The sequence below is a fragment of the Bacteroidota bacterium genome (assembly GCA_017303905.1).
Lineage (GTDB): Bacteria > Bacteroidota > Bacteroidia > B-17B0 > Aurantibacillaceae > JAHEYG01.
Window position 1 is genome coordinate 506,795 of record JAFLBH010000001.1, and the last position, 14,292, is coordinate 521,086.

13 protein-coding genes are annotated in these 14,292 nt (G+C 38.2%); 7 read left to right on the plus strand and 6 right to left on the minus strand.

Features of this window, described 5'->3' with window-relative positions; genetic code table 11:
• Window positions 1–77 precede the first annotated feature (77 nt).
• Complete coding sequence (locus J0L69_02105; GenBank protein MBN8691956.1) at window positions 78–1,430, plus strand: PhoH family protein; 1,353 nt, start codon at window positions 78–80, stop codon at window positions 1,428–1,430.
• A 1-nt stretch (window position 1,431) separates the two neighbouring features.
• Here the strand turns inward: J0L69_02105 and J0L69_02110 are convergent, their stop codons facing one another.
• Window positions 1,432–2,346, minus strand: a complete 915-nt coding sequence (locus J0L69_02110; GenBank protein MBN8691957.1) for a T9SS type A sorting domain-containing protein — start codon at window positions 2,344–2,346, stop codon at window positions 1,432–1,434.
• Window positions 2,347–2,481: 135 nt separating this feature from the next.
• Between J0L69_02110 and J0L69_02115 the strand changes: the two genes are divergently transcribed.
• On the plus strand, window positions 2,482–3,732 hold the full coding sequence (locus J0L69_02115; GenBank protein ID MBN8691958.1) for a tryptophan 7-halogenase: 1,251 nt from the start codon (window positions 2,482–2,484) through the stop codon (window positions 3,730–3,732).
• On the opposite strand, the gene J0L69_02120 is transcribed toward J0L69_02115, so the two are convergent.
• The 5 genes from J0L69_02120 to J0L69_02140 all read right to left on the minus strand — a co-directional run bounded on the left by J0L69_02120 (window position 3,733) and on the right by J0L69_02140 (window position 9,290).
• Window positions 3,733–4,800, minus strand: coding sequence for a transglycosylase SLT domain-containing protein (locus tag J0L69_02120; GenBank protein MBN8691959.1), 1,068 nt, complete (start codon window positions 4,798–4,800; stop codon window positions 3,733–3,735).
• An 18-nt stretch (window positions 4,801–4,818) separates the two neighbouring features.
• On the minus strand, window positions 4,819–5,220 hold the full coding sequence (locus J0L69_02125) for a hypothetical protein (GenBank protein MBN8691960.1): 402 nt from the start codon (window positions 5,218–5,220) through the stop codon (window positions 4,819–4,821).
• 84 nt (window positions 5,221–5,304) lie between these two features.
• Window positions 5,305–7,431, minus strand: coding sequence for a SpoIIE family protein phosphatase (locus tag J0L69_02130; GenBank protein ID MBN8691961.1), 2,127 nt, complete (start codon window positions 7,429–7,431; stop codon window positions 5,305–5,307).
• A complete protein-coding gene (gene radA / locus J0L69_02135) occupies window positions 7,431–8,810 on the minus strand; it encodes a DNA repair protein RadA (GenBank protein ID MBN8691962.1) in 1,380 nt (459 codons plus the stop codon). The genes J0L69_02130 and radA overlap by 1 nt, the downstream gene beginning before the upstream one ends.
• A gap of 111 nt (window positions 8,811–8,921) precedes the next feature.
• The gene (locus tag J0L69_02140; GenBank protein ID MBN8691963.1) at window positions 8,922–9,290 is read right to left on the minus strand and encodes a four helix bundle protein; all 369 of its coding nucleotides are present in this window, start codon (window positions 9,288–9,290) and stop codon (window positions 8,922–8,924) included.
• A gap of 289 nt (window positions 9,291–9,579) precedes the next feature.
• Here J0L69_02140 and J0L69_02145 point away from each other — a divergent pair, with 289 nt between their 5' ends.
• The 5 genes from J0L69_02145 (at window position 9,580) to J0L69_02165 (ending at window position 14,290) form a co-directional block, all read left to right on the plus strand.
• Window positions 9,580–10,401, plus strand: a complete 822-nt coding sequence (locus J0L69_02145) for a YceI family protein (protein ID MBN8691964.1) — start codon at window positions 9,580–9,582, stop codon at window positions 10,399–10,401.
• 3 nt (window positions 10,402–10,404) lie between these two features.
• Window positions 10,405–10,785 carry a carboxypeptidase regulatory-like domain-containing protein gene (locus tag J0L69_02150; GenBank protein ID MBN8691965.1) on the plus strand — a complete coding sequence of 127 codons (381 nt, stop codon included), beginning with the start codon at window positions 10,405–10,407 and terminating at the stop codon, window positions 10,783–10,785.
• A 14-nt stretch (window positions 10,786–10,799) separates the two neighbouring features.
• Window positions 10,800–12,464 carry an SBBP repeat-containing protein gene (locus J0L69_02155; protein ID MBN8691966.1) on the plus strand — a complete coding sequence of 555 codons (1,665 nt, stop codon included), beginning with the start codon at window positions 10,800–10,802 and terminating at the stop codon, window positions 12,462–12,464.
• A gap of 392 nt (window positions 12,465–12,856) precedes the next feature.
• Window positions 12,857–13,969 carry an OmpA family protein gene (locus tag J0L69_02160; GenBank protein MBN8691967.1) on the plus strand — a complete coding sequence of 371 codons (1,113 nt, stop codon included), beginning with the start codon at window positions 12,857–12,859 and terminating at the stop codon, window positions 13,967–13,969.
• Window positions 13,970–14,086: 117 nt separating this feature from the next.
• The gene (locus J0L69_02165) at window positions 14,087–14,290 is read left to right on the plus strand and encodes a helix-turn-helix transcriptional regulator (GenBank protein MBN8691968.1); all 204 of its coding nucleotides are present in this window, start codon (window positions 14,087–14,089) and stop codon (window positions 14,288–14,290) included.
• Window positions 14,291–14,292: the final 2 nt, after the last annotated feature.

Sequence of the window (14,292 nt, forward strand, 5' to 3'; positions counted from 1 at the left end):
GTTTATTAAATTGTTTTTAAAGCTTCCAATTCAAAAATTAAATAAATAGTTTTAGTGGAAATAATAAACCTTCCTGTATGGCCAAAAAAGCAACCACCCGAACTTCAGAGAACAGAAAAATATTTGTCCTGGATACTTCAGTAATAATTTACGATCACACAGCCATTAAAAATTTTAAGGAACACGATGTTGTCATTCCGATTACGGTGCTGGAAGAACTTGATAATTTTAAAAAGGGAAATGATACAAAAAACTTTGCGGCCCGCGAGTTTACGCGCTATATTGATTCATTGAGCGGAAAGAACACCCTTCAAGACTGGACCTCCATTAATGGCCCTACACGCGGAAAATTTAAAATTGAAATGAATACCTCCAGCAAAGTAAATGCTGAGCGGATATTTGACGATAAAAAAGCCGACCATCGAATTTTAAATACAGCTTTATATACTGCGGAAAGTAATCCGGGACGAAAAGTTATTTTAGTAACCAAAGACATCAACTTACGCATCAAAGCAAAATCACTGAGCTTACAGGCGGAGGATTATGAAACCGGAAAAATTAAAACGGTAGACGAGCTTTACACAGGGATGAGTGAAGTTGAAAAAGTACCGGCCGATAAAATCGCGAACATTTACCAAAAGGGCGCGAATCCTTCAAAAGATATTCTTAAAAAACAAGAGGCGCTGCCAAACCATTATTATATTTTAAAGAATGGATCACAATCGGTATTGGCACGTTATGATGCGGAAGAGCAATCGTTGGAACGTGTTGTAAAAAGTACCGCATTCGGCGTTATTCCAAAAAACGCCGAGCAATCGTTTGCTCTTGATGCCATTATGAACCCCGACATTAAATTAGTGACCATACAGGGTGTTGCGGGTACAGGAAAAACATTGTTGTCATTGGCAGGCGCGCTTGAGCAAAGAAGGAATTACCATCAAATTTATTTGGCTCGTCCAATTGTACCTTTAAGTAATAAAGACATAGGTTATTTACCCGGAGATGTAAACTCTAAGCTTAATCCGTACATGGAACCGCTTTGGGATAACCTCAAGTATATACGCAGTTTGTTTAGCGAAAAGGACAAAGAACACAAACAATTGAACGAAATGGTGGAAAGCCAAAAATTAGTGGTTTGTCCGCTTGCTTATATTCGTGGAAGAAGTTTAAGCAATGTGTTTTTCATTGTGGATGAAGCACAAAACTTAACGCCACACGAGGTAAAAACCATTATTACACGTGCCGGGGAGAATACTAAAATTGTATTTACGGGCGATATTTATCAGATAGACACTCCATACCTCGACGCGCAAAGTAACGGACTCAGCTATTTAATTGAAAAAGTAAAAGGCCAACCCCTTTACGCGCATATTACCTTACAAAAAGGTGAGCGTAGTGAGTTGGCCAATTTAGCTAACGACTTGTTATAGTTTATTCAACTATAAATTTCTTGGTAGCAGTTTTGTTATCCTTCGAGTGTAATTGAAGGAAATAGATTCCTGATGTTAAGTCAAAGCGAATTTTGTTTTCTGATAAATTACCTGTTGTAATGGTTTTACCCGTAACATCAGTGATAGTATAAAAATCAAAACCCTCTCCTGATTTAATTACTAATTCTTTTGTAGCTGGTACCGGATAAATGGTGGTTGACAAAGAAAGGTCGGTGGTTTCTTGAACACCTGTTCCTAAAGCGCAAATTTGACTAACCTCTGTTGGAGTAAGCGCACGGTTGTAAATAATTAGCTCATCGGCTAAAAACCCGGGATTCAAAACACCATTAGGAGTAATGGCCGGTGAACGCCCCATGCGAACCAGGTTAGTATTATTATTATAAGTTAAAACGCTGGACCCAATTAAAACACCGTCAATATAAAAAGTAGTTGTGCCTGAAGCATGAGTTGCTACTAAGCAATGCCACAAACTATCACCGGCTGCAGAGCTTGTTATGTTGTTGCTATAATTTGTTACTACTTTATTGTTAGGAGCAGCCTCTTGCGTAAAGGCAAAACAATTTGTTTGAATAGAGTAATTAAAATACGATTTAATATTGGTATATGGCGGTAAGTTTTTAATCCATAAACAAACCGATCTATCGGTATTTCCTTGCGGAATACCGTTGACAATACCGTTGACAATACAATTACTGTCAGTGGCAATTCTGTAAGCTGCATTCGGATTTCCAAATCTATCGGGCGCATATTGGGGTTTTTGTGCCGTAAACACGTTACCCATTTGTCCGTTAAGAGTATTATTGAACATAAAACGTTCAATCATCCCTGAAGTTGGGATTTGAGAATACCCCAACAAGCAGATTAGTGTAAAAAATGAAGCGTAGATTTTTTTCATAAGTTGTTTTTGTTTAAAAATAGAACAATTAGAGTTAAACACAAAAAATTCACCGTAAAAAAATGACCAAAATCAAGAGAATATAGAGGGAACCAAGCCTTTTTTGGTTAATTTTGTTCTTCCAAATCTCTCCTTATGACAGAACAAAATGTAGATGTATTAGTAATTGGTGCAGGACCCGCAGGAACTATTGCTGCCAGCATCATTAATCAAGCCGGATATAAAGTAAAAATTGTAGAGAAAGAAAAATTCCCGCGATTTGTGATTGGCGAAAGCTTGTTGCCACGCTGTATGGAGGCATTAGAGGAAGCAAAGTTTTTGGACGCTGTAAAAGCGAAAGGATTTCAAGAAAAATTTGGCGCTAAATTTATTCGTGGTGAGCACGACTTGTGTGACTTTAATTTTTCCGACCAGTTTACAAAGGGATATAATTGGACATGGCAAGTGCCGCGTGGTGAGTTTGATTTAACTTTAGCTACTGAAGTACAAAAGCAAGGAGTTGAGGTTAATTTTGAATCAACAGTTACAGATATAAAATTTGAAGGGTCAAATTCAACAACAAAAGTGTTGAATAAGGATGGCAGCGAGCAAATAATAAAAGCAAAATTTATTGTTGATGGCAGTGGTTATGGCCGAGTTATTCCACGTATGTTTGGAATGGACAAGCCAAGCTCTTTGCCGCCACGTAAAACATTATTTACGCATATCAAAGACCCAAATCGTTTAAAGTATAGCGAGCCAAACCGAATTACAGTAGTGGTACACGAACCTCAAACCTGGATTTGGGTAATTCCTTTTTCTAATGGAAACACTTCAGTAGGTTTTGTAGCCAATCCGCCGTTTTATGATAAAGTAAAAGGCATGTCGCCGGAAGAGGCGTTACGCTTCTTGATTAATTCAGAGCCACACATTAAAGAGCGTTTTGGTGATGCTGAATTTTTGTTTGAACCGCGCACTATCGAGGGTTGGAGCGTAACTACAGAAAAATTTTATGGTGAAGGTTTTGTGCTAACAGGAAACGTAACAGAATTTTTGGATCCCGTTTTCTCTTCAGGCGTAACATTAGCATCTGTATCAAGTCAAAACGCCGCACATTTAGTAATTAAAAAACTAAAAGGCGAGCATGTTGATTGGGAAGAAGAGTTTATGAAGCCGTGTATGGTTGGTGTTGAAGTGTTCAGAAGTTATGTAAACGGATGGTACGATGGAACTTTGTATGATATTTTCTTTTCGAAAGAAACCAATCCTGAATTTAAGAACCAAATTTGTTCTGTTTTAGCAGGATATGTTTGGGATACTACTAATCCTTTTGTGAAGAAACATGACAGGGCTTTAAAATCTCTTAGAGACGTGATTAACTTATCAAAACCACAAAAAGTAAATTAACTAATCGTTATTTAAAAAACTGCTCGAGAAAGGCGCAACAGCTTCCAGATTGCTGTTGTGTAATGGAACTCGCTTATCCATTTCCAGCATAGCAGCTAAAACCAATTGAGTATAGTTTTGTGAGGCTGATTTAAAGGCTCCGCTCTCTGTTTTCCAAAGAGTATAAATTAAATTCATGCCTCCTTCATTAGGCGCAAAGCTAAACAGAGCTTTTCTAACATTGCCTGCGCCCGCGTGATAACTATGCATCACTAATAATCTAAACCATAAATCGTTTTCATTATAACTAATGTGCAGCGAGTCGAGCATCTGGCGCGTTTTGGGTAAACAAATAGTTTTAATTAAAGAAGATGCGGCATAAGCCGATCGTTCAAAATTGGCGCGCTCATCGATGTGACGATTTACTTTTAATCCGTACATGCGGGCCACTTCTTTCATTAACTGAAATGGACCATAAGCACCGACATTTGATTTTTGTAGTTTGTTCGGACTTTCAATTAATAAAATGGCTTGCGCATACCAAGGGTCAACACCGTTAGCTACAAAACAATTGATGCCACGATCAAAATTTTCGAAGGCCTTCTCAAAATCATAAAAGAACTGACGGCCATAAGTAACTAAAACTTTTTGATTGGAATCTAAACCATGCGCTGTGCGAACACTGTCGCGGAAGCGTTGTTTAATGTCGCTGTTTAAATAGTACCAGTTTTTGTTATATGTTTTTTGAATGACCGTGCGCGATTGTCCCAAACTGATAATTACGGTGTCTTTCGAAAGATTCATGATTTGGCGCCAGAATTTAACTTGCGCCAAGGTATCACAACGGTTCAGATAGATTTGATGATCGAAAACGTAATCACTGCTAATTTTGTTTTCGTTTTTGCACACGCCTATGACCCCATCACACAAGCTGTTTTTTTGAATAGGCTTTTTTAGACTATCGTTGTTGTGATGGCCATATAAACTAAAAGTTAAAAATATGAGTGATAGAAATTTCATGTACTTTACTGAAGCATAAGTTACAAAAATTACAGGTAAGACGCAAAGGATAAATGTTAATTTTTTCACTTATGAATGTTTATAGTATTAATCGAAACTTAGAAGCCATTCGATGGCTTTTTCTTTGGTTTCGAACATACGCATGCGCATATTTTGTTTTTGAATAAAATTAATCATGAAGTTAATGACGATCCGATGTGCCAATGATTTTACAATAACGGCAGATGCTATTGTCATATTGTTGCTATCGGGCCTACCAGAAAATTCGCGCGCTTCAGGGGTGATGGTGGTATAACGCCCCGGTTCCACTAAAATTTTATGGCGTTTTTTTCCGTCATATTTTTCTTTAAGTAAACGGTGTTGCGCCGCTGAATCAGCCAAAGTAACCTCTGAATTATCGTCGATTTTTATATATATAATACCATTGTCCCAAAAATCTACAGTGGAGTTACGAAGGCGTATAGTTTCAAGAGTAACAGGGAGGCTCATGGTTTTTATCCGCCGCCAATATAGAAGTTTTTATGCCGAGTACATCACGCCTTAGATTAAGAAATTAAAAACAGAATGTTGAAATCAAACTACTTTTACAGAAATGATGCTCACGTCATCAACCTGCTCATTTTTACCCTTCCATTCCTGTAAGAAATTATAAAGCAGTTCTTTTTGTTGTTGCAACATTAAATTACTGTTGTTAACGATGAATGATTTTAAGTTTTTCGACATTAATTTTTTACTGCCTTCGCCACCAAATTGATCGGCAAATCCATCTGTGCTTAACACTATTTGATCGCCGGATTCTAATTGGATTTCATGTAAAGTAAATGGTATTAATTCACCGTGATAATTTCCAACCGGCATCTTGTCACCGGCGTATTCTATTAATGAACCATTTCTAATTATCCAAAGTTTATTATTAGCACCTGCAAATTCGAGCGTGTTGTTTAATTTGTTCCAGGTGCAAATAGCCATATCCATTCCGTCACGCCTATCTGTCACGCCTTTTTGTTCGAGGGAAGAAATAATTTTTGTGCGCAGTTTATTTAATATTTCTGCGGGATTGAAAAATTTATTTTCTACAACCAATTCATTTAAAAAACTATTTCCGAGCATGCTCATAAATCCACCCGGTACGCCATGCCCCGTACAATCGGCTAAAGCAAAAACTGCGCGACTATTAACAGTATTGTAAGCCCAGTAAAAATCACCACTTACAATGTCTTTAGGTTGAAATAAAATAAAATATTCTTGCGATATTTTTTTCCAAACATCATCACCTGTTAATACGGCCGCCTGAATTTTTTGCGCGTAATGAATACTGTCAAGAATCTCTTTTTGTTTTTCTTCAACGAGTAGTTTTTGATGTTCAATTTCTTCTTTTTGTAACTCTACTTGTTCCTTCTGGCTATTAATAATGATGTTTGCTTTTTGGGTTTTTTTGAAATTGCGAAAAGCTACAAAAGCAAAAATTACTACCGCAAATAATCCCACTGTGCCAATGATTAAAACTTTTGTTTTGGCTTCATTTTCTTTTTCTTGCGCGGAAATTTCTAACGATTGATTTTGTATTTGCAGATCTTTTTTCTCTGTTTCGTATTTGGTGTTTAGGTTTTTGATAAGCTCAATGTTTTCAAGCGACAATAGAGAATCCTTCATGTTAGAAAAGTCATCCATGAACAAAAATCCTTTTCCTTTATCACCATAGGCTAAATGGTACTCACCAATTGTTTGTAAAAAAGGAACCTTATATTCGGGAAGGACATGAACCTCGCCAATAGCTTGTGCAGAATCTAAATATTTTGTTACTAAATGAGGCTTCGGAACAAACCTTAAATATACGTTCGCAGCATTTAAATATCCGCCGTATAAGGTGGCGGGATTATTCAAGGCTTTAGATAACTCAATCGTTTTTTTACAATAATATATCGCAGAGTCGGGTTGATTTAAATCCATGAATGTTAATCCCAGGTTTTGATAAACACCGGCTACACCATTTAAATTATTACTTGTTTGAAACTCTTTAAGGGCTAATCGATAATACTCCGCGCACTTAAGAGCATTGTTTTTGTAGTTTTGAATTAGCCCGAGATTTTGATAAACATAAGCGAGACTTCCGGGTATATATTCTTTAATTAGCAAATTATACGACTCCATTAAATACTTTTCTGCACTTATATAATCTTTTTGGTTAATATAAATTACAGCAATATTGTTTTTTAAGTCAGCAACATTCAGGGGTTTTTTTGACGCTTCAAAAAGCGTAATAGCGCTAATGTTTTCCTTAATTGCGCTTTCATAATCTCCTTCGTTTTCATATACGAGGCCTAAGTTTTGATGCGAATAAGCTGCCAGAAGACTATAATTAATTTTTTTAGAAAACTCAATCGCTTTAAAATAGAAATATTTAGAGGAATCTTGATTACCAACGGTATAATAATAAATTCCTAATTTGAAATAGCCAACGCCCTCGTGTTTAATCGAGCCGGATTTTTTACCTAGCTCAATTATTTTATAACCATATTCTTTGTTCTTTTCAGGAACACTCCCTGCCCAAAGAGCAGCTACCATGTTGTAATAGTTAGCTTTAGTTGTATCGTTTGCACTTTTACTTAGAGTAAGTAAACTATCAATAACTCGCATATTTTGTGCAAAGCATGCAAGAGAAACAAAAATGCCAAAAAGTAAGAATTTAAATTTACGCATTACCCAAACAATTGGTTAAACACCTCTTCTATTTTATTGACGGTTATAATTTCAATAGAATAGCTTTTAGGGTCTAATCCTTTTTTGTTAAAGGTAGAAATAAAAATCTTTTCAAATCCAAGTTTTTGCGCTTCACTTATTCTCTGTTCAATTCGGTTTACCGGTCTGATTTCTCCGGTTAATCCAACCTCGGCGGCAAAACACACATTTTGAGGTATAGGTAAATCTTCGTTGCTTGATAAAATGCCACACACCAAAGCCAAATCAATTCCCGGGTCTTCCACTTTGATACCGCCGGCAATATTTATAAAAACATCTTTTACGGCCAATCTGAATCCGCATCGCTTTTCCAAAACAGCTAATAACATGGATAATCTTCTTAAATCAAATCCGGTAGAAGAACGTTGAGGTACGCTATAGGCGGCGCTGCTTACTAAGGCCTGTGTTTCAATTAACATCGGTCGATTTCCTTCCATGGTGGCCGCAATGGCTACACCACTGGTGGCATATTCACGTTGCGTGATTAAAATTTCGCTGGGATTCGTTACTTCTCGCAATCCGTCGCCGCTCATTTCGTAAATCCCCATTTCATTAGTGCTTCCAAAACGGTTTTTAGTGGCGCGCAATAATCTGTAAATATGATTCGTGTCGCCCTCAAATTGTAAAACCGTATCCACCATGTGCTCCAAAACTTTTGGTCCGGCTAAACTTCCCTCTTTGGTAATATGACCAATCATAAAAACCGGCGTATTGGTTTCTTTAGCGAAACGTAAAAATTCGGCAGCGCATTCACGAACCTGACTAACGCTTCCCGGACTGCTCTCGATATAGGACGTATGAATCGTTTGTATAGAATCGATAACTACCAGCTGAGGTTGTAACACTTCTATTTGCTGAAAAATATTTTGTGTATTTGTTTCTTGCAAAATGAAACACGAATTCGTGGTAACACCAATCCTTTCGGCACGCATTTTTATTTGCTGTTCGCTTTCTTCTCCGCTAACGTACAACACTTTTAAATTTTTCAATCGTAAAGCCAATTGCAACATTAAAGTTGATTTACCAATGCCCGGCTCACCGCCAAATAAAACGATACTTCCGGGCACAATCCCGCCTCCCAACACGCGGGCTAATTCTTTTCCGGGAACGGGAATGCGCGGATAGTCCTGCAAGCCGATTTCTTGTAAAAGCTCGGGTTTGTTACTTTGTTTAGGGTCTTTGTTCCCCGAAAACAATTGCAGGCGATCGTTTTTAGTTTCCTTTCTTACAACCTCTTCCACCAATGTATTCCACTCATTACAACTCGTACATTTTCCAACCCATTTATTGTGTTGTGTTCCACAGCTCTGACAGAAATATGTTGTTTTAGTTTTGGCCATTATCTTGTTAAATGTTTTTTATTATATGTTTAGTGTTATTCATTCAAGTTAACATTTAACATAAAAAGCATATTGAAAAATGTTAAAGTTTCCCGTTTACTAACGGCATTATTACTTGTTTCTTCTGGCTGTTTCAATACTTTTTACGAATATTGAAATGAGCTCTTTACATTCTTTATTTGCCCTTTCAACTTTATCAAGCTCTTTTATCAAAGGTTTTCTTTTGACAATTTCCAAGGCAATGCTTGTTTCTTTCAATTCTTTTAGACAAATTTTCATTTTATGAATGAAATCGTTTCTGGATTCTGCTACTTGAGCCTCACCGTAATTAAAAGCGGGAGAGGTGCCCGAACGAAGCAGCTGTCCCGCTATGTGATTTCCGGCCTTAGTATTCGGCAACATTTCTACAATTTCCATATTTAATAAAGAAAAACTGATTAAGCGTTCTTCCAAATCAAACTTTTTTCCAACCTCTGCCATAGCTCCTTTTATTTAGGATAAAACAAGGGAATCCATTAAACGTTTTTTATTATATGTTTAGTGTTATTCATTCAAGTTAACATTTAACATAAAAAGCATATTGAAAAATGTTAAATCTTTGGTTTATCAATACAAACACAAAGTTAGGCTCTACAGTAGCAAGTGCTTGCCATAAATTGTAGCAATTCAAAAAATCACCTTTTTTGGCACGATATCTGCTGTGTTTGCGGGGCTTTAACCCTTATAATATTAGAAATTCTGTATCTTTATTAAAATGTTAAATTCACATATGCGACGGATTAAATGGACATCGGCAATAATTTTAAGCTTGGTACTTGCCATAACATTTTACAGTTGTAATAAACAAGATACCATTACGCCTCTTAGCGGGACTCCTGTTACAGGAAACGGTTCTGTTGATATTAGCTGGACTTTTGATAAGGCTCACAGCAATGTAAACTGGGAATCGAAATACCTCGATTGGTCGAGCGGAATGTTAACCGGACGCTTCAACAATTTTAATTTTTCTCCGAAGTTTGTCTTCAACGAAACTGATTTGAGCCTTTGCAAAATAAATGCCTGGGTACAATTGTCGTCTATAGATTCAGGAGAGCCCGGACGCGACGGCGTTGGAAAATGCATTCGCAGTTACATGGGCGTTACTTATTTAGATAGCTTAAAAACAATTACAGATCCCGTTAGTGATACAGCTTGGTTTAAAAGCACCAGTGTTGTAAAATCAGGTACGGGTTATGTTGTTTTTGGCAACATGCGTTTTAACCGTTACCGCGCACCAAGCGGAAATCCGGATGGCACGCACATTTTTAAACCGGCCGTTTTGTATTTAGTATATAATGGCACAGAAGATTTTGATACTAACGGTGATGCCATTACCGACAGATACCGCGCTTCTTTTTCAGCGAAGTTAAAATTCAAGCGTTCCGATTTTATGGACACCAATTCCACCGTGCAGTGGGTGCCTGTTCCTGCCTTGGCCGACCAAACAGGAAACATGAGCGCAGCGAATAATAAAACCTACGGTGTTTGGACAACCAACATCGCCGATGAAATGAGTTTTACGTTTAACGCACAGTTTTATAAAAATCACTAAGACATGAAAAACATTTATCATATCATATGTGTTTTAATGCTGACGGTGTTTTTTAGCGCATGTAAAAAAGAAGCGGGACCCGGCGGAAAAAACACCATTAGCGGAACAGTGGTTTACAAGAACGGCGTAAGCGGAAGCAATGATGCCGCAGGCATGGCTACCGTTAGAATAGCTTACGGAACAAACGAATCAACCGAGAGTTTTAATCAAACGATCTTAACGGATGAAGCCGGAAAATTTAAAATAGAGGGATTAAACAAAGGAAAATATTTTATAAAAGCTTCTTACAGTGATGGAAACGGATTCGCCTATTCAAATCCCGGATACGGCATCACCATTGAAAACAAAAAGAAAACCATTGAAGTAAATATTACATTAGAATAATTAAAAGATATAGCATGAAAACACGTTTACAAAAAACTTTAACCGCTTTATTGTTGTTGTTTGTTATAAAAGCAACACATGCGCAAACAAATACCTGGCAATGGGCTAAAAGTGCAGGTGCTACCGGTAACGAAGCTACCACCGGAACTGTTGTTGATGCGAGCGGCAATGTATATGCGGTGGGATGGTACACCAGTGCCACAATTACCTTTGGAACCATAACACTTACCAATCCGGGTAATTTTACAGCGGATATGTTTATTGCTAAATACGATGCTTCAGGAAACGTGTTATGGGCAAAAACGTTTGGTGGAGTAGACGGAGAAATTGGAAACGGAATTGCGATTGATGCAAGCGGAAATATTTATGTTACCGGATGGTTCACTAGTTCTGCGATGGCCATGGACACGTATACCATTACAAATGCCGGCACCGCAAGCAGCGATATTTTTGTTGCTAAACTTGACGCGAGCGGAAGTACGGTATGGGCAAGAAGTGGTGGCGGAACCGGCGGCGATAGAGGACTGGGCGTAGCGGTTGATGCAAGCAACAATGTGTTTGTGAGTGGAGGTTTTAATAGTAACAGCATCAGCTTTGGCAGCGGAGGACTCACCAACGCCGGAACAAATACCAGCGATGTGTTTATCGTAAAATATAATGCAAGCGGAAATGTGCAATGGGCACAAAGTGCCGGTGGTTCAGCGAACGATTTATCCAATGGTGTTGCCACAGATAGCTTAGGCAATGCTTATCTCACAGGTTATTTCTCGAGTTCAAATATTAATTTTGGAACCGGCATTATTAATAATAACACCGTTAATACACAAGATATTTTTGTGACTAAATATAACGGTTCGGGGACCGCGGTTTGGGCACAGCGCACGGGTGGAAGTATGGATGATTACGCAAACGCCATTGCGATCAGAGGAAATCGTTTATACATTACCGGTGGATTTAACAGCGCATCCATTGCGGTTGGAACAACAACCTTAAACAACAATAGCGCGGGAACTTCTGATTTTATTTTGGCGAAATATGATTTAAACGGCAATGCACAGTGGGCCGTCGAAGCAGGCGATGTAGATTCTGAGGCGGGGAATGGCATAGCAACGGATGTGGCAGGAAATGTTTTTGTCAGCGGGTATTATATCAGTGCAACTATTATTTTTGGAACAAACACACTTACCAACGCTGCTGCGGGTTATCGCGATTTATTTGTGGCGGCGTATACAAGTAATGGTTTTGCCGCATGGGCGAATACAGCTACCGCCGCTACTTATGATGAAACCGCCAATGCCGTAGCGGTTACAGCAAGCGGAAGTGACGTGTATGTAGGTGGTTCGTTTAATAGTGCTATTGCTTCTTTTGGAGCGCATAACGTTTATAAAGGTTGTGGCGATGATGTGTTTGTTGCTAAACTTACAGGCACTACGGTTGGAATAAAAGAAAATAAACTGCACGATCAATTAGCATTGTATCCAAATCCAACAAGCGGAAAATTTACCGTAGAAGGTGAAGGACAAATTATTTTTTATAATGTATTAGGCGAAGAAGTGCTTAATGAAAAAGTAAATAAACATCAAACCTTCGATTTTTCATCGCAAGCTAAAGGCGTTTACGTTTATAAAATAATCTCTACCGATAAAAAAGTGTATAGCGGAAGAGTAGTGGTGGAGTAAGTAAATTTAACCCCTCTGTCCTGCGGACATCTCCCCTTAGCAGGGGAGAATTTTGTCATGGTCGATTCAAACTTTTTAGCAAAGATTTTCTTAATTGATAATATAAGCTCCATCAAAAACGGGCAGCTCCTCCCCCTGCTAAGGGGGAGTGCGCTTACGCGAAAGCGTAAGGGCGAGGGGGTTTATCACTTACACAAAAGGGAGGGGGTTTGCAACTCAATACCCCAAGGGCTTTTACCTTACACTTTCATATGTCCCTAAAAATTTGTTATTTCAAACTGTAACCAAAAAACTAATTTGCGTTATTGCCCCGGATGAGTTTACATTTTACACACTTAAAATTAATTCTGTTTTTTCTTTTGTGCTTTCAATTAAGCCGGGCACAAAACCTGGTGGCCGATTCCAGCTTTGAAGCCAACAGTAAAGTTCCCGTATTACTTTCTTCTATAGGATTAAATGCCTCTTGGTCTTCGCCTAGTTGGGGCACTACGGATTTATTATGTGAGTGTGGAAAAAAATTAAAAGACAAATCGGAAGCACAAGTACCGCATAATCCATTCGGCACACAAAAAGCAAACACCGGAAAATGTTACGCGGGATTTTATTTGTTCTCACATGCTGATTACAGAGAATATTTAATTACACAATTGAATCAGCCTTTGATAGGCGGCAACAAATATGAGTTAACGATGTATATCAGTTTAGCGGATTATTCGCGTGCGGCGATTTACCGCATGGGCGTTGTTTTTTTAAATGCAAAACCAAACTACACCAGCAGCGATGTCATCAGAAATATAAACCCGGTGAATGTGCCTTTAAAAAATCAAGTGGGTACCGACACCGTGAACTGGCATCAGATTGTTGTGGAGTATGAAGCCCATGGCGGAGAACAATTTTTACTGATAGGAAGTTTTGATATTTACGATTATGATGAAACCAATGCCCGTCCGCCAAAGGGCGTGCGCACAAAAATAAATCAACGCACCGACCGTGATGCGTATTATTACATTGATGATGTAAGCTTACATCAATTACCGCCGCCTGTTGTGGCCAAGTTTGATACTGTTGTAGCACCTATCATTGATACCATTCGTCCGGTTGCGATTGCAGAAGCCAATTTTGGAAACGATACGACAAAGCCCATCATTGAAGTGTTGGTAGACAAAACTTTTATTTTGAAAAATATTTTATTTGAAACCAACCGCGCGGTGTTATTGCCTTCCTCTTATCCGGAGCTGGATGCGTTTGCGAATTATTTAGTAAAAAATCCTCAGGTGTTTATTGAGATTGGCGGACACACCGACAATACCGGTAGTGAAGAACAAAATAAAATCCTCAGTGAAAAACGCGCCAATACAGTGGCCGATTATTTAATTACCAAAGGTGTGGAGTTAAACCGCGTTACTTTTAAAGGTTATGGCAGCACCAAGCCTATTGCCAATAATTCTACCGACGAAGGCAAAAAGCAAAACCGAAGAGTGGAGTTTACTGTGGTGAAGAAGTAGGCGGATTAAGCGTTCGTTTTAGCCTCAAGAAGAGTTTCCCAACAATATTTTTTATAATTATTTGAATGTAGACAACTGTCCGTTGTACTAATGTCTACATTATTAGAAATTCACTTAATGGATATTAGAAAAAAATTCGGAAAGCAAATTAAAAAATTGCGCATAGAGAAAGGAATGTCTCAGGAGGCATTAGCCTTTGAGGCGGAACTTGATAGAACATATATTCCGAGTATTGAAAAGGGTGAAAGGAATGTTTCATTAGTTGTAATTGAAAAGCTTGGAAAGGCCCTTAATGTTTCACCAAAAGTGTTTTTTGATTAACT